Annotated in this window: 18 protein-coding genes; 15 read left to right on the forward strand and 3 right to left on the reverse strand. The window is 56.9% G+C overall.

The genetic code is table 11. The features are described 5' to 3' along the window. Position 1 precedes the first annotated feature (1 nt). From OAN307_RS00265 to OAN307_RS00285, 5 genes are all read left to right on the forward strand, one after another. Positions 2-889, forward strand: a complete 888-nt coding sequence (locus OAN307_RS00265; RefSeq protein ID WP_015497893.1) for an NAD(P)-dependent oxidoreductase — start codon at positions 2-4, stop codon at positions 887-889. A gap of 74 nt (positions 890-963) precedes the next feature. Continuing rightward, positions 964-1863, forward strand: coding sequence for an L-threonate dehydrogenase (gene ltnD / locus OAN307_RS00270; RefSeq protein ID WP_015497894.1), 900 nt, complete (start codon positions 964-966; stop codon positions 1861-1863). Beyond that, complete coding sequence (otnK, locus tag OAN307_RS00275; RefSeq protein WP_015497895.1) at positions 1864-3114, forward strand: 3-oxo-tetronate kinase; 1251 nt, start codon at positions 1864-1866, stop codon at positions 3112-3114. Next, positions 3111-3761: a 3-oxo-tetronate 4-phosphate decarboxylase gene (gene otnC / locus OAN307_RS00280; protein WP_015497896.1), complete on the forward strand. Its 651-nt coding sequence runs from the start codon at positions 3111-3113 to the stop codon at positions 3759-3761. The genes otnK and otnC overlap by 4 nt, the downstream gene beginning before the upstream one ends. Beyond that, a complete protein-coding gene (locus OAN307_RS00285; RefSeq protein ID WP_015497897.1) occupies positions 3758-4504 on the forward strand; it encodes a hydroxypyruvate isomerase family protein in 747 nt (248 codons plus the stop codon). Before otnC ends, OAN307_RS00285 begins: the two co-directional genes overlap by 4 nt. Here OAN307_RS00285 and OAN307_RS00290 read toward each other — a convergent pair. Then, a complete protein-coding gene (locus OAN307_RS00290) occupies positions 4493-5833 on the reverse strand; it encodes an NAD(P)H-dependent oxidoreductase (protein WP_015497898.1) in 1341 nt (446 codons plus the stop codon). The genes OAN307_RS00285 and OAN307_RS00290 overlap by 12 nt on opposite strands. Before the next feature lie 124 nt (positions 5834-5957). On the opposite strand from OAN307_RS00290, the gene OAN307_RS00295 reads away from it, so the two are divergent. From OAN307_RS00295 to OAN307_RS00305, 3 genes are read left to right on the forward strand one after another with little or no spacing between them, the layout of a single operon-like run. Continuing rightward, positions 5958-6800 carry a transketolase gene (locus tag OAN307_RS00295; protein ID WP_015497899.1) on the forward strand — a complete coding sequence of 281 codons (843 nt, stop codon included), beginning with the start codon at positions 5958-5960 and terminating at the stop codon, positions 6798-6800. After that, positions 6793-7839, forward strand: coding sequence for a transketolase family protein (locus tag OAN307_RS00300; protein ID WP_015497900.1), 1047 nt, complete (start codon positions 6793-6795; stop codon positions 7837-7839). The genes OAN307_RS00295 and OAN307_RS00300 overlap by 8 nt, the downstream gene beginning before the upstream one ends. Position 7840: 1 nt before the next feature. Then, positions 7841-8596: an SDR family NAD(P)-dependent oxidoreductase gene (locus OAN307_RS00305; RefSeq protein ID WP_015497901.1), complete on the forward strand. Its 756-nt coding sequence runs from the start codon at positions 7841-7843 to the stop codon at positions 8594-8596. Here the strand turns inward: OAN307_RS00305 and OAN307_RS00310 are convergent. Then, positions 8593-9282, reverse strand: a complete 690-nt coding sequence (locus tag OAN307_RS00310; RefSeq protein ID WP_015497902.1) for a GntR family transcriptional regulator — start codon at positions 9280-9282, stop codon at positions 8593-8595. The genes OAN307_RS00305 and OAN307_RS00310 overlap by 4 nt on opposite strands. Positions 9283-9480: 198 nt before the next feature. On the opposite strand from OAN307_RS00310, the gene OAN307_RS00315 reads away from it, so the two are divergent. The 7 genes from OAN307_RS00315 (at position 9481) to OAN307_RS00345 (ending at position 17318) form a co-directional block, all read left to right on the forward strand. After that, positions 9481-10497, forward strand: coding sequence for a TRAP transporter substrate-binding protein (locus OAN307_RS00315; RefSeq protein WP_015497903.1), 1017 nt, complete (start codon positions 9481-9483; stop codon positions 10495-10497). Between the two features lie 124 nt (positions 10498-10621). Further along, entirely contained in the window at positions 10622-11404 is a 783-nt protein-coding gene (locus OAN307_RS00320) for a TRAP transporter small permease subunit (RefSeq protein WP_245540948.1), read from the forward strand. Next, entirely contained in the window at positions 11404-12999 is a 1596-nt protein-coding gene (locus tag OAN307_RS00325) for a TRAP transporter large permease (RefSeq protein ID WP_015497905.1), read from the forward strand. The genes OAN307_RS00320 and OAN307_RS00325 overlap by 1 nt, the downstream gene beginning before the upstream one ends. Before the next feature lie 9 nt (positions 13000-13008). After that, positions 13009-13902 (forward strand): DMT family transporter, encoded by an 894-nt coding sequence (locus tag OAN307_RS00330; protein WP_015497906.1) that lies wholly within the window; start codon positions 13009-13011, stop codon positions 13900-13902. Position 13903: 1 nt separating this feature from the next. Further along, positions 13904-14734 carry a phosphogluconate dehydrogenase C-terminal domain-containing protein gene (locus OAN307_RS00335; protein ID WP_015497907.1) on the forward strand — a complete coding sequence of 277 codons (831 nt, stop codon included), beginning with the start codon at positions 13904-13906 and terminating at the stop codon, positions 14732-14734. After that, positions 14734-16062: a four-carbon acid sugar kinase family protein gene (locus OAN307_RS00340; protein ID WP_015497908.1), complete on the forward strand. Its 1329-nt coding sequence runs from the start codon at positions 14734-14736 to the stop codon at positions 16060-16062. The genes OAN307_RS00335 and OAN307_RS00340 overlap by 1 nt, the downstream gene beginning before the upstream one ends. Beyond that, positions 16059-17318, forward strand: a complete 1260-nt coding sequence (locus tag OAN307_RS00345) for a ribulose-bisphosphate carboxylase large subunit family protein (protein ID WP_015497909.1) — start codon at positions 16059-16061, stop codon at positions 17316-17318. Before OAN307_RS00340 ends, OAN307_RS00345 begins: the two co-directional genes overlap by 4 nt. Here OAN307_RS00345 and denD read toward each other — a convergent pair. Then, positions 17315-18280: a D-erythronate dehydrogenase gene (gene denD, locus OAN307_RS00350; protein ID WP_015497910.1), complete on the reverse strand. Its 966-nt coding sequence runs from the start codon at positions 18278-18280 to the stop codon at positions 17315-17317. The two genes, OAN307_RS00345 and denD, sit on opposite strands and share 4 nt — an antisense overlap. Between the last annotated feature and the right edge of the window lie 75 nt (positions 18281-18355).

Below are 18355 nucleotides of genomic sequence, written 5' to 3' on the forward strand. Positions count from 1 at the left end.
CGTGGGTAAACCAGAAATCGGATTTATTGGACTAGGGTTAATGGGGGCTGCGATGGCGAACCGTTTGCTGGATCAAGGCTATGCGCTGACGATTACGGCCAACAGATCGCGACCCAATATCGACGCGGCCGTTGCACGTGGTGCTGCCGAAGTCGGCACCGCCCGCGAGGTCGCAGAGGCCAGCGACATCGTGATGCTCTGCATGGACACTTCGGCCAGTGTCGAAGCGCGGATGCGCGGCGCGGACGGTGTGATCGCGGGGCTGCGCAAAGATGCGGTGGTCATCGACTTTGGCACATCATTGCCCGGCAGCACACGCATTTTGGGGGCAGAGGTGGCAGTGGCGGGTGGCCATTATCTTGACGCGCCCTTGGGCCGCACACCCTCCCATGCCAAAGATGGTTTGCTGAACATCATGGCGGCGGGTGACAAGGCTGTGTTTGATCGCGTCGAACCTGTGCTCAAGGATTTGGGCGAGAACGTCTTTCATCTTGGCGCGTTGGGGTCGGGGCACACGATCAAGCTGCTCAACAACTTCTTTGGCATGACGGTGGCAAACGCGATGGCCGAAGCCTTTGCTATGGCTGACGTCGCGGAGATCGACCGCAAAAAAGTTTATGACGTAATGGCGGCGGGGCCGCTGCATTCAGGCATGATGGATTTCGTTAAAGCCTACGGCGTTGATAACGACCCGAACAAGCTGGAGTTTGCGATCAAAAACGCGGCCAAGGACGTGGGCTATTACGCGACGATGGCCAAGGATGCGGGCGTTGATAGCATCATGTCCAAAGGCCCGCTCGAGGCGTTGACGCTGGCGCGTGACGCAGGGCAGGGTGATGAAATGGTCAGCCAGATGGTCGATTTCTTTGCTGATCGTTTCAAGACGTAACGGGATGATTTGACCCGCTTGGCTCGCCCAATCATTTGGTATACCATTTCTATAAATCAACTTAGGAGACTGTTATGTCAAACTATAAAGTAGGGATATTCGGCCTTGGGGCGATGGGTTTTGGCATGGCGGGCGCGTTACGTCGTGCGGGTCTTATGACCCATGGATTTGATATCAACACGGACGCTGTGGCAAAGTTCAAAGCCGAAGGCGGCGCAGATGGCACGCTGGATGAGGTTGCATCGACGCTAGACGCAGCGGTGGTCGTCGTGGTCAACGCGGCGCAAACCGAAGCGGTCTTGTTCGGCGCGAACGGCATCGCGACGAAGCTTGCCAAAGGCACGGCCGTGATTTCATGCGCGACCGTCGCGCCAGATTTTGCCCGCGATATGGCTAGGCGCTGCGAAGAGTTAGGGCTGCTTTATCTAGATGCGCCGGTATCGGGCGGGACAATCAAAGCGGGCGAAGGTACGTTGTCTATCCTCGCGGCGGGCGCACCTGCGGCGTTCCAAAAGGGTGGGCCTGCGTTAGATGCGATGTCGGCGAAAGTATTCGCGCTCGGCGATGTAGTGGGTGCGGGATCATCGATGAAGGCGGTCAACCAAATGCTGACAGGCGTGCATATCGCAGCCATGGCCGAAGCGATGACCTTTGGCATGACGCAGGGGGTCGAGCCCGCTAAATTCCTAGAAGTCATCACGCAATGTGCAGGCAATAGCTGGGCGCTGGAAAGCCGTGCGCCCTCGATTGTGAACGGCGATTATCATCCGCTGAGTGCTGTAGATATCTGGCCCAAGGACCTTGGGATTGTTTTGGATATCGCAAAGTCGGCCAAGTTCAGCGCTCCGATCACGGCAGCGGCCTTGCAGCAATATCTAGCGGCGTCTGGGTCTGGTCTAGGTGGCGAACACGATTCAGCGGTGGCGAAAGTTTATGCCCGTAACGCAGGCTTAACCTTGCCGGGGCAAGACTAAGTGGTGGTGGTTTTAGGGGCGATTGCCGACGATTTTACTGGGGCAACGGATTTGGCGGGGCTGCTGGCACGAAGCGGTGCGCGCGTGTCCTTGCGGATCGGTGTGCCAGAAGAACCGCCATCGCAAACAGCACCTTACGAAGTGATCGCGTTGAAAATCCGCACCATACCTGTGGCCGACGCTGTGGCTCAGTCTGAGGCGGCATTGGCTTGGTTACAGGCAGCGGGTGCAAAGCAGTTTTTCTGGAAATATTGCTCAACCTTTGATTCCACGCCTGAGGGAAACATCGGACCAGTGGCTGAGGCGTTGATGGCGCGGCTGGGGACAAAACAGACGATCTATTGCCCTGCGTTTCCCGAAAACGGGCGTAGCATTTTCATGGGGAATCTGTTTGTTGGCCAACAGCCCTTGGCGGAAAGTCCGATGAAGGATCATCCTTTGACGCCGATGCGGGACTCGAACCTGATGCGGCTTTTAGCGCCGCAGGTGACGGGCGATGTCGGGCTAATTGACCGCCTTTGCGTCGCGCGGGGTGCTGACGCTGTGCGTGCGAAATTGGCGCGGCTAACTGATCAAGGCATCGCTCATGTGGTCGTCGATGCGGTTGCGGATGCGGACCTTGAGATCATCGCGCAGGCATGCCAATCGTTTAAACTGCTGACAGGGGGCAGTGCGTTGGCGATGCCGTTACCTGCGCTTCATAGCCTAGACGGTAACTCGATTGCGGACCCGTGGCAGGCCCTGAAGGGGGAGGCTTTGGTATTGTCAGGATCGTGTTCTGACATGACCCAGCGACAGGTTGCGGCCTATGCGACGTCGGCGCCGTCTTACAAATTGGACCCGCTCATGCTGGCGCGTGACGGGGTGCAGCCTGTGCTGGATTGGCTGGTGGAGCAAAGCGGCGCGCCGCTGATCTATGCCACCGCTGCGCCGCAAGATGTGCGTGCAGCACAGGACCAGTTGGGACGGGATCGCGCGGGGGTATTGGTGGAAGACGCCTTGGCGCAGATCGCCGTGTTTGCCCGCGACAAAGGGGTGCGGCGGATCGTCGTTGCGGGTGGCGAATCCTCGGGCGCTGTCACGCAAGCCTTGGGCGTGACGCGGCTCGACATTGGGCCAGAAATTGCGCCGGGTGTGCCGTGGTGTGCATGCGACAGCGACGGCAAACGGATGGCGCTGGCGTTGAAATCCGGTAACTTTGGAGCCGAAGCATTTTTCGCCTCTGCATTGCAAAAGTTGGACAGCCTATGAGCACGGATGCGAATTTGCGCGAGCAGATGTGCGTGCTGGCGAAATCGCTTTTTGATCGTGGGCTGACAGGGGGCTCGACGGGTAATATCTCGGCCCGCACCTCGAACGGCGGCTTGCTGGTGTCGCCGACAGGGTCCAGTTTCGGGCGGCTTGATCCGGCGCGACTGTCGCTTTTTGACCCGACGGGCCAACATATTGGCGGCGACATGCCGACCAAGGAGATGCCCCTGCATAGCGCGTTCTACGAGACTCGCTCAACAGCAGGCGCAGTCGTACATTTGCACTCGGCGCACTCAGTCGCGTTGTCGTTGCTAGAGGATCAAGACCCTGATGATTTCCTGCCCCCATTGACTCCTTATGCGATTATGAAGCTTGGTAAAGTCGCCCTACTGCCCTTCTTTCTCCCCGGAGATGCCGCGATGGGCGACGCGGTGCGCGGGTTGGCGAGCAAACGGTCGGCGGTGATGTTGGCGCATCACGGACCCGTTGTTGCGGGCAAAGATGTCGAGGCCGCCTGCAACGCGATTGAGGAATTGGAAGACACGGCGCGATTGGCGTTACTGACCTACGGTATGGCGCGGCGGCAGTTGAGTGACGCGCAGATCAAGGACGTTGTCACGAAGTTTGATGTGGAGTGGGAGTCATGAAGTTTTCTGCCAATCTAGGATTTTTGTGGACCGATAGAGCGTTGCCAGATGCGATCCGCGCAGCAAAGGCCGCCGGATTTGAGGCGGTAGAATGTCATTGGCCCTATGATCATGACGTCGATGCTGTTGCGTCCGCGCTGCGGCAAACAGGGTTACCAATGTTGGGCTTAAACACCCGGCGTGGCCAACCTGGTGAAAACGGCTTGTCTGCTTTGCCGGGGCGCGAGGACGAGGCGCGCGCGGCGATTGATGAAGCGCTGGCTTACGCGAAGGCGACTGATACGGGGGCGGTTCATGTTATGGCAGGTTTCGCGCAAGGGGCCGATGCCCATGCTACTTTTGCCGAAAACCTGCGCTATGCCTGCGGGCAGGCCGAGGGACGCACAATCTTGATTGAGCCGTTGAACGGTTATGACGCGCCCGGCTATTTCCTGAACCGTACGACCCAAGCTGCGGCGTTGATCGAAGAGGTTGGCGCGCCAAACCTTCGACTGATGTTTGACTGTTATCATGTGCAACTCACCGAAGGCGACGTGGCCCGTCGACTTGAAAAACTGTTGCCCTTGATTGGGCATATTCAGGTCGCCTCGATCCCCGATCGTGGCACACCGGATCATGGAGAGTTGAACTATCCCCATATCTGGCAGGTCTTGGATCGGCTGGGATGGGATCGACCGATTGGCGCGGAATACAAGCCAACAGGCGATACGGATGCCAGTCTACGGTGGCTTTCAGCCGTCTAGAAAGGCGTGTTGCTCGACCCGCAGATCGAAAATGTCTTGGTCATCCACAATCTCGACATCATCAAGGCTGATGATCTGATCCTTGCGCACCGCGCGTTTTAGCTTGATGTGATGCGCCAAGCCGATTGGCAGGGCGTTCAGATCATGGGACCGGCGGGCAGGGATCGCCTTGGCCCAAACCTTGTAGCCACCTTCACCGTCCAGCATGTCGCCCGCTGCGAAATCGCCCTTGGCGGTCGCGACCGCATCACCGCGCCAACGGGTGGAACTGCCAGTGGCTTCGCCGCGTAGGCAGGCGGATAGGACGGACACAGATGTTTCCAATCCGATGAGATGGAACGGCCGCCACATCGACCCGTACCAGCCCGACGGATCAGTCAGCAGCCCGTATTGTTGAAAGCAGGCGCGGGTGTATTCATCGGGCGCGCGGAAGGTCACGAACATGCCGTATTGGATGTTGTTCAGCACAGTGCGGCCATCATGTTCGCGGCTGGAGGCGATGTCGACAAGGCCGGTTTTCGTGAGATTTCCGCCGTCGTTTTTCGGTCGGAAAACGGTAGCGAGGTCCTGCAAACCAGCGGGATGAAACGCGAGGCCATCGTCGGGGCAATCCAAGCCCGTGGCATTGGCGACGGCGGCCATTTCGATCGCGGCCTTGGTGCCGTCGGTAAAGGAGTTATACATCTTGGGGTTAAAGTCTCCGGCGGCGACTTCTTCTGCGGACCAACCGAAAAAATCCCAAACCGTGTCAGGGGTTGAGTAGCGATAGGGCGGGGCGAAGTTCATGCCTTTGCCTGCGGAGACCAGTTCAAATCCGCAGTTATGGACCCAATCGACTAACTCGCACATCGCGGCGGGCTGGTCGCCGTAAGCCATGGAATAGACGACGCCTTGGGTGCGGGCGCGATCTGCCAAGACCGAACCGCATAGGACATCGGCCTCGACGTTGACCATGATCACGTGTTTGCCCGCATCGATGGCCGCAAGCCCGTGGCGCAAGCCTGCGAGGGGGTGGCCCGTCGCTTCGATGATGCACTCGATGGCGTCGCAGGCGAACAGATCGGCGGCGTCGGTGGTTATGCAGGTCGTGCCTTCGGTGACGGCCTGTTTCATTGAGCGGGCGTTGTAATTTTTGGCCTCCCAGCCGGTGCGGGCGAGGGAAGCGCGGGCTTTGTCGGCGTCCAACTCCGCGATACCGACGATTTGGTATCCGGGAATATGCTTGGCCTGTGCCAAAACCATGGAGCCGAATTTACCTGCGCCGATCAGGCCGATGCGGATGGGTTTGCCGGTGGCGGTGCGCGCGGCAAGCAGGGAAGACAGGTTCATGGCAGGCTCCGAAAGATGAGATTATCACCAGCCTAGAGCGGAAAAGAAAAATGGTATACCAAATTTTACTTGAGTGCGGAGGCAAGCCGACGCAAGATGATCCCAACAAGGGGAGGGCCGGCGGATGGAGCCTGACACATCAAACGTCAGTCTTGCGCGACGGGCGTATGCGATCCGGCGCAACGCGCTGTTGATGGGTGAAGTGCAAGGACAAGGCTATATCGGACAGGCATTGGGCGCTGCTGATGTATTGGCTGTGTCCTACTTTCACGCGCTGAATTACCGCGCCGATGATCCCGAATGGGAAGGCCGTGACAGGTTCTTGTTGTCCATCGGGCACTACGCCATCGCACTTTATGCGGCGATGATCGAAGCGGGTATCCTGCCTGACGCCGAAATTGAAACCTATGGCATGGACGACAGCCGGATGCCGATGTCGGGCATGGCGGCCTACACTCCGGGGATGGAAATCACCGGTGGATCGTTAGGGCACGGTCTTGGAATTGCCGTCGGGATGGCGCTGGGATTGAAGCGTAAGAACAACCCTGCGTTCGTTTACAACATGATGTCGGATGGCGAATTGGGTGAAGGCTCCACATGGGAGGCCGTGATGTCGGGCGTGCAATGGAAGCTCGATAACCTGATCGCCATTGTCGATTTCAATGACCAACAGGCCGACGGCAAAACCACCGATGCACTGGCGCAAGTACCAGAGGCGGGCCGTTGGGAAGGCTTTGGCTGGTTCGCGCAAGAGATTGATGGCAACGACATGGACGCGCTTGTTGCGGCGTTTGATGCCGCGCGTGCGCATCCGGACCCCGTGCCGCGTGTGATCATTTGCCAGACTAAGATGTGTAAGGGCGTGCCTTTCCTCGAGGACCGCGAGGTCACGCATTTCGTGCGCGTGGAACCTGATGAATGGGCGCGTGCCTTGACGATATTGGACGAGGATCGACCCGATGAATGATGTAAGCCTGTCTCGCCGCAAATCGAAGTACACACCGCGCACGGTGCCCGTGTCCGAGGATGGATCGAAGCTGACGACCTCGGCAATGATTGCATCGTTGGATGCGGAGGGGCGCGAAACGGTCGCCGCTCCGTTTGGTCATGCGCTGGTTGATCTGGCCAAAACCCGCGATGATATCGTCGGGCTGACGGCGGATTTGTTGAAATACACCGACCTGCATGTCTTCGCCAAAGCCTATCCAGATAGGTTTTATCAGATGGGCATGGCCGAGCAGGTGATGATCTCGGCAGCGGCTGGGTTGGCGCGCGAAGGCTTCACGCCGTTCGCCACGACCTATGCGGTTTTTGCCTCGCGCCGCGCCTATGATTTCATTTGTATGGCGATTGCCGAAGAGAATTTGCCTGTGAAGATCGTCTGCGCGCTACCCGGTTTGACGACAGGGTACGGGCCGAGCCATCAAGCGACGGACGACATCGCGATCATGCGGGCCATGCCGAACTTGACGGTGCTTGATCCTTGCGATGCGACCGAAATTGATCAAGCGACCCGCGCCATCGCCGATCATCCGGGTCCGGTTTACATGCGCTTGTTGCGCGGCAATGTCGCCGATGTGCTGGGCGAGTACGGCTATAAATTCAAGCTGGGCAAAGCGCAGATGATCCGTGACGGGCGCGATGTTTTATTCGTGTCTTCCGGTTTCATGACGATGCGCGTTTTGGATGCGGCCAAGCGGTTGCAGGCCGATGGCGTTGATTGCGCTGTGTTGCATGTGCCAACGATCAAGCCGTTGGATATGGAAACGATTGCAGCCGAAGCTGCTAAAGGTGGGCGCCTTGTGGTAACGGCTGAAAACCATTCTATCACGGGCGGGTTGGGCGAAGCCGTTGCCGCCGTGCTGATGCGGGCGGGCGTACACGTGCCGTTCCGCCAGATCGCGTTGCCCGATGCGTTCTTGGATGCGGGGGCGTTGCCTACGTTGCACGATCAATATGGAATTTCGGTGGATGCTGTGACGGCGTCGGTGAAAGCGTGGCTTTGATATGAAACTATTGAGAGGCAAAACGGCGATCATCACAGGCGGCGCAAGTCCGCGTGGCTTGGGTAAGGCTGCGGCGGTAATGTTTGCCCAACACGGCTGCCGCGTGGCGATTTTGGACCTTGATGCGGATGCGGCGGACCAAGCGGCGGCGGATTTGCCGGGCGCGGGTCATGTGGGGCGTGCGTGTGATGTGACAAACAAGGAGTCCTGCGAAGCCATCGCCGCTGACTTGGTCTCGGCGTTTGGCCAGATAGATATCCTCGTGAATATCGCAGGTATCACCCAGCCGTTAAAGTTTATGGAGATCGAACCGCAGAACTACGATGATGTGCTGGATGTGAACCTGCGCGGTACACTTTATATGTCGCAAGCCCTGCTTCCGCACATGCGCGACCGCAAGGGGGGCAGTATTGTGAACATGTCGTCCGTTTCCGCGCAACGGGGCGGGGGCATTTTCGGTGGGCCACATTATTCAGCGGCCAAAGCGGGTATCTTGGGGCTGACCAAAGCGATGGCGCGAGAAGTGGCGCCCGATGGCATCCGCGCGAACGCGATTTGCCCTGGGTTCATCGCGACCGACATTACCGCAGGCAAGCTGACCAATGAAATGCGCGCGCAAGTGTTGGACGGCATTCCAATGGGCCGGGCTGGCACGGCGCAGGACGTGGCGGGGTGCTGTTTGTTCTTGGCGTCCGATTTGTCGTCTTATGTGACGGGATCAGAGGTTGACGTGAACGGCGGGTCTTTGATCCATTAGCCTCTGTTGGCTTGCTGTTCGGCTTTGTCCTGCAAATCCTGATGCTCGCGGCGGATTACGTCACCGATGTCTTCGGTAAGTCGATCCAAATGCGTGCCGATGGCAGTATCAATTACAACGGTATCTCGGGCGCGCAAGGCGGCCAGAATAGCGGTATGATGTTCGATTACACTGGCGCGGTTACGACGCTTCACTGCGGAAAGGAACCGCGCCCTCCATAGACGCGCCAAGAACCGATCATGGATTTCTGCCAGTGGTTTATTATGCGACGCCTTGGCAATCGCGGAATGAAAACTCATGTCGATCTCGAACATTCCGAGGGTGTCCATGGTATCAAAGTTATCGCCCATGTGCTGCGTGATCGCAGCAATTCCATCGATGTCTGCGTCAGTGGCACGTTCACAGGCCAGCTTGCCCGACAGCTTTTCGATGGACAGCAAAACCTCGACATCGTCGGTAACGGCTTTGACGTCCGGCATCGCGACAATCGGGCTGCGGGACGGGCGCAAGGTGATCAGACCTTCGAGCGCGATAATGCGGATCGCTTCGCGCATCGGGGTTCTACTGACGCCAAGATCCGCTGCCTTGTCGCGTTCTTTCAAAGAATCGCCGGGCATCAACTTGCCACGCAAAATGTCGCGTCGCAGTTGATTTGCTATTTTTTCTGGCAGCGTTTGATCTGGCATTTTTGACGTCCACCTCCATTGAAAAAGGTCCTTGGAAGGACATTCCTAAGTATCAAATTTGGTATACCGAAACTTGTTGCTTGTCGAGTAAGCAGTGGGTAACGTCATTTTCAGATGGTATACCATCTTAGTTCACGCTCTGGGAGGATGGGTGAACACACTAACGGCGGACATTGCCGCCAAGGGAGGAATATTAAGATGAAACTCAAGACATTATTTTTATCCGCAGCTGCCGGCGCGGCGTTAGCAAGTGCTGCAGTTGCTCAGGATGTGACATTGCGTATCCAAACGCACTACGCGACTGAGCACCCAACAGGTCAGATGTTGGCCACTTGGATCGACGACGTTCAGACCATGTCTGGCGGCGAAATCACGATCGAGATGTTCTATTCATCATCCGTTGTTGCAACGGTTGAAACATTCGATGCGGCCATCAATGGCATCCTTGATTGTGACGCAACAGGCGGCGCGTATCAGACCGGTAAAAACCCAGCGTTCCAATTCGTGGGCGACATCATGGGCGGTTACGAAACACCTTGGCAGCAGTATAGCTGGCTCTATTATGGTGACGGGTACGACGCGGCTCAGGAACTTTACAACGCACAAGGCATGCAGCTGATTGGTTGGGCCGTTTACGGTCAGGAATCATTTGCCTCATCCAGGCCGATTGCTGGTCCTGAGGATCTTGTTGGTTGGAAATTCCGTTCCCCTCCGGGCATGGAAACTGAGATCTTTCAACAGCTCGGCGCGTCCCCAATCGTGATGGATTTCACCGAAATCTTTACGGCTTTGGAAACAGGCATAATCGACGGTGCCGATGCGTCTGGCCTCGCCAACAACGTCGGCCTTGGTCTGTATGACATTGTTAAGCACGCCAACTACCCGGGCTTCCACTCAATGCCATCTGACCACCTTGCTTGTAACCAAGACGTGTGGGAAGGCTTGAGCGAACAGCAGCGTCGCATCATCGATACCGCATGGCAGAAGCTGTCCTTCCAGATTGCTATGTATAACGAAAAAGCCAACACCGAAGCTGCCGCAGCTTTGCAGGCACAGGGCGTCACACTGTACGACTGGTCTGTTGAAGATCGCGCTGCATTCCGCGTTGCAGCTCAGACTGCATGGGATGATTGGGCGACACGTAGCCCAGAGGCCGATGCGCTGGTTCAAAGCCATAAGGCTTATCTTACACAGCTGGGTTTGATCGACGGATAAAGGTCCGCTTCGTTTGACCAAATAACGATCAAGGCGAGTCCGGCTTGGACTCGCCTTTTTTAACCGAAGACATGACCATATGGGGCAGCATGCAATGCAGAACAATTCACTTTTTTTAGGGCGCATGCGGGCACCGGTTAAGACGGGAATGATCGTCCTTTGTAGCATTACATGTGCGCTTTATCTGGTCCTTATTAGTCAACAGATGTTCGCGGCAGAACCCTACGGCATGTTTGAAATGATCCGCCCTGCCGGCAAGCCGTTGGTGCAGGTGATGCTGGCATTTTTCGCCGCCGCTTTGACTTTTGCCTCACTCTTTTTATCCGACACGAAAGGCGCGATCGAAACGCCGCCTGAAGGGTTCTTTGACCTTGTGTCGGTGGTGCTGGGCCGCCTTGCGATGATCATGACCGCCTTTATCGTGCTGGTGATGTTCTACGAAGTCGTTTCGCGCTACGTGTTCTCGCGGCCCACGCTTTGGGCCAATGAATTATCCCTGTGGCTCGCCAGTTTCGTGTTCTTGCTTGCGGGACTTTACGCCATGCAACAGCGCTGCCACATCCGCATTTATATCATCTACGATATGATGCCTTGGTGGATGCAAAAGACATCTGACCTTATCTCTGTCCTGCTGATCGTTGCGTTCACATTCGCCCTTGTTTGGGGTGGCTATACCGACGCCGAGAACCGCTTTATGCGCATGGAAACCTTCGGCACTGCGTGGGATCCACCCATCCCCGGTATCGTGAAACCCGCTTTGCTCATCATCATCGTATTGGTCTGTATTCAAGCCGTGTCCAACCTGTTCGCAGATTGGAACAAAGAGCCAGAATTGCACACACCAGCCGACGAGATCGACGAAGTTGAAATTGAAAAAATCCGCCGCACTCTTGAGGAAAAGAACTAATGGTCGATATTGGTACACTCTCTCTCATCATCCTGCTGGGCATGTTCGCTCTGCTGGCCATCGGCATGCCACTGGGTTTCGCCTCGGCCTTCTTGGCGGTCGTCACACTGGCTCTAAAGTTCCCACCTGATCTGTTGTGGGGCGACTTTGGGCGTGGCCCGCTGTCTGTTTTGGGGCAGGCGGTTTATCGACAAATGACGAACTACGTCCTGATATCGGTGCCGCTATTCATCTTTATGGCCGCGATGCTGGAACGATCCGGCATCGCGCGAGATATGTATTCGTCACTGAACGTCTGGATGAGCCGGATGCGCGGCGGCATCGCTGTCGCCACGTCTATCATGGCCGTGATTATGGCGGCGATGTCGGGCATTATTGGTGGTGAGGTTGTTCTGCTGGGCCTGATCGCTTTGCCGCAGATGTTGCGTCTGGGGTATGATCGCAACCTTGCGATTGGTACGATCTGTGCGTCCGGTTCACTGGGCACCATGATCCCACCGTCGATCGTTTTGATCTTCTACGGTCTGGTGACCGAAACATCTATCAAGGCGTTGTTCACCGCATCCTTCTTGCCAGGCTTTATGCTGGCTTCGTTCTTCATTCTCTACATCCTGATCCGCACACGGATGAACACTTCCTTAGCCCCCTTGCCGGATCCGATTCCGGGTGAGCCTGAAGGCTCTGAAAAGGGTCTGATGTTCCTTGGCTTCATCTCGCGCTTTGCGATGTGGGTGACGGGTGTCCTGTTCCTTCGTGCGGTGTTCTTTACCATGACTGGCGACAACGTGATCCGCGCAAACGAAGATCCGATCCTGTTGGGGATGGTTGCTGATATTCCTTGGATCATCGGAGCATTCGTGATCTTTACCTTGATCGTCTTTGTGGTTGTTGGTCGTGAACGCACTGCACGCGGTTGGGACATGGGCAAAGGCCTGATCGCCCCAATCGTTGTGATCGGCGTTGTCTTGGGGTCTATCTATGGTGGCATCACAGGGATCACCGAAGCTGCGGGCATGGGCGTCGTCGCCGTGTTCGCAATCGGTATGATCCGCCGCGAGATGACGTTTGATATCGTCTGGGACAGCTTGATCCGTACGCTCAAATCCACAGGTACGATCATCTGGGTGACCATTGGTGCAGCAGCATTGGCCGCGGCCTACACGCTCGTCGGTGGACCGACCTATGTGGCAAATTTGATCATCGGAGCAGAGCTACCAACGATGGGGATTATCTTGATGATGATGCTCGTGTTCTTGATCATGGGTATGTTTATGGATTGGGTTGGCATTGTGCTGTTGATCATGCCGGTGTTCCTACCCATCGTGGTGCGGCTACCCGCCGAAGAAATTGGGTTCTTGGGCAGTATCGAAGCACGCTACATCCCGATCTGGTTCGGCGTGGTGTTCTGTATGAACATGCAAATCAGCTTCCTGTCACCGCCCTTTGGCCCTGCGGCGTTCTACCTCAAGTCCGTTGCTCCGCCCGAAATTTCGCTGGTAGATATCTTCCGTGGCTTCCTACCGTTCATCACGTTGCAGCTGTTGGCGCTTTCAACACTATTGATCTGGCCCAACATCATCACCGTCTTCTTGTGACCTTAAGCAATGGCCCAAGCCGTCGCACCCCGAGAAGAACGGATCGTCATCGGGCTTGGGTCCATGGCACTGGCGGTGATGTTGTTCACCATGATCGACACCTCAGCCAAATGGCTGGTGTTGGCGGGGCTACCGGCGATGCAAGTGGCGTTCCTGCGCTATGCAATCCACTTCTTACTGGCCGTCGTGGTGTTCGTGCCGCGCGAAGGGCTATCCGCCTTCGAGTCGTACAGCCCAAAGTTACAGGTCTTGCGCTCGGCCAGTTTGTTCATCGGCACCTGCTTGAACTTCATGGCACTCAAGTATTTGCCAATTACGGTGACCACGACGATTATGTTTGCGGGACCGATCTTGGTCACTCTTTTGGCCATCCCCATGCTGGGCGAAAAGGTCGGACGCCACCGCATCGCCGCCGTCTGCGTTGGGTTCTTAGGCGTCATCGTTGTCATGCAGCCTTGGGGAACCGGATTTCATCCCGCGATGTTGTTGAACCTTGGGGCCTTGGTCGGCGCGTCGATCTATTTCCTGATGACGCGCAAACTCGCGGGTATCGAGAATAACAGCACAGCGCAGCTTTGGGCAGCAGGGCTTGCGACGTTTTGTTTGGCCCCGTTCGCCATCTCACAATGGGTTTGGCCGACGGCGCCAGCCGATTGGGTATTCTTTGTGATGATCGGCATCTTCGGGGGCATAGCGCATATTCTGGTGACCTCAGCGCATCGTTTGGCCGACGCCAGCATTCTGGCACCTGTGATTTATACTCAAATCTTCCCTGCGGCTTTCGCAGGGATTGTCTTTTTCAACACATATCCAACTGTGTGGACCATGGGCGGCGGGCTGATCATTATCAGTGCCGGCGTCTACATTTGGTATCGCGAGCGGCAAGCTAAAAAAGGAAAATAACATGACTGAAAAACTGGTTCTCATTGGTGCAGGCGGCAAGATGGGCGTGCGCAGTGCCGCCAACCTTGCGCGTACGGATTTTGAAGTGGCCCACGTTGAGATTTCCGAAGTGGGACGCACCCGATTGAAAGATGCCGTCGGCGTTGATTGCGTCGACATCGACACCGCGATGGAGGGCGCAGAAGTCATCCTGCTGGCCGTCCCCGACGCCGCAATCAAAGCCGTCGCCGCCGCGATCATCGACAAAGTACCAAGCGGCGCGATGGTGATCTGCCTTGACGTGGCGGGCCCGTTTGCGGGGCACTTGCCCAAACGCGACGACGTCACTTATTTCGTAACTCACCCCTGCCATCCCCCGATTTACAACGATGAAAAAACCGAAGCCGGGCGCAAGGACTACTTCGGTGGGATCGCCGCGGAGCAGGGTATCGTAAACGCGCTGATGCAAGGCCCCGAGGATCACTATGCTTTGGGTGAAAAAGTAGGCCGCGCCATCTACGCCCCCGTCGCCCGCAGCCACCGTGTCACGGTCGAACAGATGGCTTTGCTAGAACCGGGCTTATCCGAAACCGTCTGCGCATCCTTGTTAGACGTTATGCGCGAAGCGATGGACGAGGTCGTGCGCCGTGGCGTGCCAAAGGAAGCTGCGCGTGACTTTTTGCTTGGCCATATGAACATCCTAGGTGCGGTAATTTTTGAGGAAGTCGACGGCGTATTCTCAGACGCCTGCAACAAGGCGATTGAATTCGGCAAGCCTGCCCTGATGCGTGACGACTGGAAACGGGTGTTCGAACCAGACGAGATCGTAGCCAGCATTCAACGTATTACCTAATGACCATCGGCGAAAAACCCGTACTGGCGTGGCTCGGTGATGACTTCACTGGCGCTGCGGCGGTAATGGAAGTGCTGGCGTTCGCCGGCCTTCCCGCGGTGCTGTTCTTGAGGCCACCAACACTGGAACGGATGGCGGATTTTCCAGACATGCGAGGGATTGGCATCGCCAGCATGGCACGCACGTTTGACCCCGAGCGCATGGACGAAGAATTACCAGATCTGTTCGATATTCTGGGACAAACAGGCGCGACGTTGGTGCAATACAAGACCTGCTCAACCCTCGACTCAGCACCGCGTATTGGGTCGATCGGCAAAGCGATGGACATCGGGTCAAAGACTTTCGCCACCAGCACAATTCCAGTTATAGTCGCTGCCCCTGAAATGCGCCGCTATCAAGCGTTCGGGCAGTTATTTGCAGGCACTGACGCAGGCGTGTTCCGCTTGGACAGACACCCCGTCATGGCCCGTCATCCCGTGACGCCCATGGGCGAGGCGGACGTGGCGATACATCTGTCAGCACAAACCAGAATGCCGATGCAATGCCTCAATCTAGAAGTTTTAGCCGATCCAGAACGCGCCACCACCATGATTGCTACTGCGCCGGGTGGGGTCACGATTGACCAGATGACACCCGCAGATGTCACCGCCGCAGGTGAGCTATTGTGGAACGCCGGGCATCGGTTTGTGGTCGGCTCACAAGGGATCGCCTATGCATTGGTCGCGCACCTTCAAAAGACGGGTGTGCTTGCTGCGTCACCGACGGCCAAAGGGATTGGCCACGCCAAGCGGATGGCTGTGGTGTCAGGGTCGGTCTCGCCAATCACTGCAGATCAGATTGCTTGGGCGCTAGACAACGGTTTTGCGGATATCATGTTGGATGTTGTTCAGTCGTGCGACGGCGATTTTGCAGCCGAAGAAATCCGTGTCTTGAGCGCCGCAAAAGCCGCGTTGGAGCGCGATCAAGTGCCCCTGATCTACACCGCGCGCGGCCCAGACGACCCTGCCGTCAAGCAATTGCGAGTGGCGGCTGGCGATCATCTGGCGCAAGTAAATTATGAAATAGGTGCTGCCCTTGGACGTATTCTGGCGCAGCTCGTCAATCAATCGGGCCTTGATCGTGCTGTGGTTTCGGGTGGCGATACATCGGGGCATGTGTGCAGCGCCCTCGGCATTGACGCGCTCACCGCCGCCGCCCCAACCATTCCAGGCGCCGCAATTTGCAACGCCCATGGCGGCACGCGGCCCCTGACGTTGGCGCTGAAAGGCGGGCAGATGGGCAGCCGCGATTACTTTGGATGGGTCCTAGATGGAGGCGGCCACAGATGACACGTTTGACAGCAACCTATGAAATCGAAAGCCCCGTGGGCGTGCAGCGCGCCGCCGAAGTTATGGCAGGTGAGCAATCGACAGGCACCTTCGTGCGTCTCGCATCCGAGACCGACGCCCTGCGCGACCGCTCTGCCGCACGGCTGGATCATGTTGATATCACAGGCACCTCTGAGCATCCGGCCTTGCCATGCAGGCTAAGCGCTGAGACCTACGAACAAGGCCGCGTCACGATCAGTTGGCCGATGGACAACTTTGGCCCGTCCTTGCCCAATATCCTTGCCACTGTTGCAGGCAATTTATTTGAATTGGCTGAACTCTCTGCGATCCGACTTGTGGATTTAGGCATACCTGATGCGCTGGCAAAAGGGTGTCCCGGTCCTCAATTTGGAATTACCGGTACGCGAAAGCTGATGGGTGTGCCAAGCGGCCCGATGATCGGGACGATTATAAAACCAAGCGTGGGCTTAAGTGCCGAACAAACCGCCGCTCTTGCCGGTGATCTGGCGCAGGCCGGCATCGATTTCATCAAGGATGACGAGTTGCAAGGTAACGGCCCCGCATGTCCGTTTGACGGCCGCGCCAAACTGGTGATGGACGTTTTGAACGAAGCAGCGCAAAAGGCAGGGCGCAAGGTGATGTATGCCTTCAATATCACCGACGAGATTGACGTGATGCGCCGCAACATTGACCTGCTCGAAAGCCTTGGTGCGACCTGTGCCATGGTATCGCTGAACTCTATCGGCTTGGCGGGCTTGCGGGCGATACGCGATCACAGCCCGCTGCCGATCCATGCGCATCGTAACGGATGGGGGCTAATGTCGCGCTCGCCACATGTGGGGATCAAATATCTTGCAATGCAAAAACTGTGGCGACTGGCGGGCAGCGATCATCTGCACGTGAACGGTTTGGGCAACAAGTTTACGGAAGGTGACACCGTCGTAACAAATGCCGCGCGCGCCGTACAAGCGCCCCTAAACGGCGCCACACCACACGCCGCGTTGCCGGTGTTTTCGTCGGGCCAAACCGCGTGGCAAGTCGGGCCGTCGATGGAATTACTCGGTAACGACGATTTCCTGTTCTGCGCAGGCGGCGGAATCATGAGCCACCCATACGGACCAGCGGTAGGCATCACCAGTTTACGCCAAGCCGCCGCCGCACAAAAAGCAGGTGAGAAAGTCGAAGACTACGCCAAAGATCACCCCGAATTGGCGGCTGCATTGACGACATTCAAAAGTGCTGTGAACCGCAGCTAGGCAGTGTGTTTGTCGTCTTCCAAATAGTAGCGGATATTGTCTTCAAATGTGTCGTCTGCTTTCAAGCCCAAACGAAGGGCTTTGTCAGCGTGGATGTCCCAACGCCAGCCTGACACGATCCGTTTGATGTCGGGCTGCGGATCCCATCGGATTAGTTTGGCAGGATCAGTGCCCGCAACGGCGGTCATCGCTTCAATGACTTGCGCAATGGACCATGTCTTGCCCGGCATTTGCATGACGCGGTTCTGGCCGATGTCGGCGGCGTTCAATTCCGCCCCCTTGACCAGATTTTCGACGCAGCGTCGGGGACTGATATAGTAGTGTAGGAAGTCCGCTTCGACAGGACAGATCGCGTCTTGGCCGTTCAACGGTTCGCGCAGGATCGACGACATAAAGCTGCTGGCCGCACGGTTCGGCTTGCCCGGACGCACCGAAACCGTCGGCAGTCGGAACGCGCGACCGTCGATGAACCCTTTGCGCGAATAGTCGTTGATCAGCATCTCGCCCGCCGCTTTTTGCATTCCATACGACGTCTGCGGATTGGGGTAGCTGTGATCGCCAAGCGGGTCCTGAGCCTCGCCGCCATAGATCGCAATCGAAGAAGAGAACACCACCGTGGGCACGATTCCCAAGACGCGGCAGCGTTCCAGCACATTGTAGGTCCCAAACAGATTGATGTTCATGCCTGCGTCAAAATCTTCTTCCGCGTGGGCGCTGACGATCGCGGCCAGCAGATAGATCACATCGGTTTGTGCTGTCACGCATTTTGCAACGGACGCGGCATCGGCGATATCGCAGGTGACGGTTTGCACAGGGAAGGGGGCGTCGATCTTAGGCGGATCCACCACGTCGGCCAAAGTGACTTGCGTGATCGCCTGACCTTTTAGCGTCGGATTGGCCGCTAATTTCAAGGCCAGCTTTTGCCCCAAGACACCGCCACCGCCGAGTATCAGAATGTTCATGTCATATCCCCCTATGCGCCTCGTGCTTGCAACATTGCCACGATGGTATACCATTTCATCAACGTGGTTTGATGC

Origin of the sequence: Octadecabacter antarcticus 307, assembly GCF_000155675.2 — a bacterium.
In the GTDB taxonomy this organism is placed as follows: domain Bacteria; phylum Pseudomonadota; class Alphaproteobacteria; order Rhodobacterales; family Rhodobacteraceae; genus Octadecabacter; species Octadecabacter antarcticus.

What these genes read in the sequence shown, in the direction of transcription:
- OAN307_RS00330 (WP_015497906.1), top strand. Translation starts at nt 13,009, where the DNA reads ATGGCCCAAGCCGTCGCACCCCGAGAAGAACGGATCGTCATCGGGCTT.
- OAN307_RS00290 (WP_015497898.1), bottom strand. Translation starts at nt 5,833, where the DNA reads ATGAACCTGTCTTCCCTGCTTGCCGCGCGCACCGCCACCGGCAAACCC.
- OAN307_RS00295 (WP_015497899.1), top strand. Translation starts at nt 5,958, where the DNA reads ATGGAGCCTGACACATCAAACGTCAGTCTTGCGCGACGGGCGTATGCG.
- OAN307_RS00300 (WP_015497900.1), top strand. Translation starts at nt 6,793, where the DNA reads ATGAATGATGTAAGCCTGTCTCGCCGCAAATCGAAGTACACACCGCGC.
- OAN307_RS00325 (WP_015497905.1), top strand. Translation starts at nt 11,404, where the DNA reads ATGGTCGATATTGGTACACTCTCTCTCATCATCCTGCTGGGCATGTTC.
- otnC (WP_015497896.1), top strand. Translation starts at nt 3,111, where the DNA reads ATGAGCACGGATGCGAATTTGCGCGAGCAGATGTGCGTGCTGGCGAAA.
- OAN307_RS00285 (WP_015497897.1), top strand. Translation starts at nt 3,758, where the DNA reads ATGAAGTTTTCTGCCAATCTAGGATTTTTGTGGACCGATAGAGCGTTG.
- OAN307_RS00335 (WP_015497907.1), top strand. Translation starts at nt 13,904, where the DNA reads ATGACTGAAAAACTGGTTCTCATTGGTGCAGGCGGCAAGATGGGCGTG.
- ltnD (WP_015497894.1), top strand. Translation starts at nt 964, where the DNA reads ATGTCAAACTATAAAGTAGGGATATTCGGCCTTGGGGCGATGGGTTTT.
- denD (WP_015497910.1), bottom strand. Translation starts at nt 18,280, where the DNA reads ATGAACATTCTGATACTCGGCGGTGGCGGTGTCTTGGGGCAAAAGCTG.
- OAN307_RS00310 (WP_015497902.1), bottom strand. Translation starts at nt 9,282, where the DNA reads ATGCCAGATCAAACGCTGCCAGAAAAAATAGCAAATCAACTGCGACGC.
- OAN307_RS00320 (WP_245540948.1), top strand. Translation starts at nt 10,622, where the DNA reads ATGCGGGCACCGGTTAAGACGGGAATGATCGTCCTTTGTAGCATTACA.
- OAN307_RS00315 (WP_015497903.1), top strand. Translation starts at nt 9,481, where the DNA reads ATGAAACTCAAGACATTATTTTTATCCGCAGCTGCCGGCGCGGCGTTA.
- OAN307_RS00340 (WP_015497908.1), top strand. Translation starts at nt 14,734, where the DNA reads ATGACCATCGGCGAAAAACCCGTACTGGCGTGGCTCGGTGATGACTTC.
- OAN307_RS00305 (WP_015497901.1), top strand. Translation starts at nt 7,841, where the DNA reads ATGAAACTATTGAGAGGCAAAACGGCGATCATCACAGGCGGCGCAAGT.
- OAN307_RS00345 (WP_015497909.1), top strand. Translation starts at nt 16,059, where the DNA reads ATGACACGTTTGACAGCAACCTATGAAATCGAAAGCCCCGTGGGCGTG.